Origin of the sequence: Mesorhizobium sp. M7A.F.Ca.CA.002.09.1.1 (genome assembly GCF_003998555.1) — a bacterium.
Lineage (GTDB): Bacteria > Pseudomonadota > Alphaproteobacteria > Rhizobiales > Rhizobiaceae > Mesorhizobium > Mesorhizobium ciceri.
In genome coordinates, this window is sequence record NZ_RZRR01001026.1 from 1 (window position 1) to 1,789 (window position 1,789).

Sequence of the window (1,789 nt, forward strand, 5' to 3'; positions counted from 1 at the left end):
GGATTGGACTTTGGCGGCGTCGGATTGATGCCGTAGAGGGCGGCACCGGGGCGGGCGAGATCGTAGTGAAAGGACGGCCCAAGAAAGATGCCGGAGGAATTGGCCAGCGACGCCGGCGCCTTCGGCAACATTGCGCGCAGCCGCTCGAACACCGACCGCTGCTTCTCATTGGCCGGATGCTCCGGCTCGTCGGCGCAGGCCAGATGGCTCATCACGTAACGGATGTCGATGCCGTCGAAAGCCTGCGGATCGGCGGCGATGCGATCCACATCCCGAGGCGCCATGCCGAGCCGCGACATGCCGCTGTCGACCTGGACCGCGGCCGGCAGTTTTCGGCCGGCGCGGCGGGCCGCAGCACGCCAGGCTGCCAGTTGCTCGTGGCTGTTGATAACAGCGCAAAGGTTTGCTGCCACGGCGTCCGGCTCGGCACCGGGCGGAATGCCGTTCAACACGAAAATGGCAGGGCCGGCCCCAAGCGAGCGGCGCAGGGCGACGCCTTCGCCCAGAAGCGCAACGAAGAAGATATCGCAGCCTTCGCGCAGCAGTGCCGCCCCGACCTGGCCGGCGCCAAGGCCGTAGCCGTCCGCCTTGAGCACACCAGCGCAGGCAACATCGCCCAACCGCGCCTTCAGCCGCCGGTAGTTTTCACGGATTGCACCGAGATCGATGGTGAGGATGGCCCCAGCCGCCACTTCGCTCGTGGCGGTGACCTCTTCTGGCGGCGATTTTTGGAGGGCGTCGTTCATGGCGACCGTTCTTGTGGTGGATGGGTTAGTCAGTAGTCAGTAGTCAGTAGAATTTGGCGCGGACCGCAACAGAACATTCAACCCTACTCCCCTACTCCCCTACTCCCCTACTATCGCACCAGATGCCGGAACGCCGCCACCACATCCTCATAGACATGGCGCTTGAACGGCACGATCAGGTCGGGAAGGTCCTGCATCGGCCGCCATGCCCATTTGTCGAACTCGGCGGTGTGGCCACCCGGCGGCGGATTGATCTGGATCTCGCTGACATCGCCGTGGAAGCGAAAGGCGAACCATTTCTGCGTCTGGCCGCGATACCGGCCCTTGAAGGCGATGCCGACGAGATGCTCCGGCAAATCATAGTTGATCCAGTCCGGCGCCTCGGCCAGTAGCGAGACGCCGCGCATGCCGGTCTCCTCATAGAGCTCGCGCTCGGCCGCCTGCAGGGGCTCCTCGCCCTCGTCGATGCCGCCTTGTGGCATCTGCCAGAGCTGCGTCGTGCCGGCAAATTCGCTGTCCGGTTCGGCAATGCGGTGCCCGACCCAGACCAGGCCCTCGGCATTGAGGATCATCAGCCCGACGCAGGGTCGGTAAGGCAGCGTTTCGCGGTCGATTTTGTTCGTCTTTGGCATCAGTCACTCTTTCCAGCCGTCTTCCGAGGGCTAGCCTTTTTGCGGATCGATAGCCACCGCTGAAATCGGCACGATCTCGATGCCGCGCTTCTTGGCCTCGACCACCCAGGATGACACGGTATCGACCGTCAGGTCGAAGGCCGAACCGATGCCGACGGCAGTGCCTTTGGCCCGCGCGGTCGCCTCCAGGCTGTCGAGCTTCTTCAGGATTTCGCCGCGATCCTGCACGGCATCAATCGCCATGTCGCCGGCGACGAAGGGCACGCCGTCCTTCAGCGCCAGATCCGGCGCCAGACTGCGCGCCGACGAGCCGTCATCGATATAGGCGAGGCCGCGTTTGCCGAGCTCGGCGATGAACGGCTCCATCGCCGCCGCGTCAGCGGAAAAGCGGGCGCCCATATAGTTCATGAC

The 1,789-nt window shown here is 64.4% G+C and carries 3 protein-coding genes; all 3 read right to left on the bottom strand.

What is annotated here, in order from left to right:
- On the bottom strand, positions 1 to 746 hold a 746-nt coding region (locus EN994_RS29755), incomplete at its 3' end, for an alanine racemase (protein WP_127308071.1).
- Between the two features lie 110 nt (positions 747 to 856).
- Entirely contained in the window at positions 857 to 1,378 is a 522-nt protein-coding gene (locus EN994_RS29760) for an RNA pyrophosphohydrolase (protein WP_013529078.1), read from the bottom strand.
- A gap of 30 nt (positions 1,379 to 1,408) precedes the next feature.
- A partial coding sequence (locus EN994_RS29765; RefSeq protein ID WP_206530531.1) for a divergent polysaccharide deacetylase family protein occupies positions 1,409 to 1,789 on the bottom strand: 381 nt, incomplete at its 5' end.

Excerpts from the sequence above, each read along its gene's own strand:
- EN994_RS29760 (WP_013529078.1), bottom strand. The coding sequence starts at position 1,378 with ATGCCAAAGACGAACAAAATCGACCGCGAAACGCTGCCTTACCGACCC.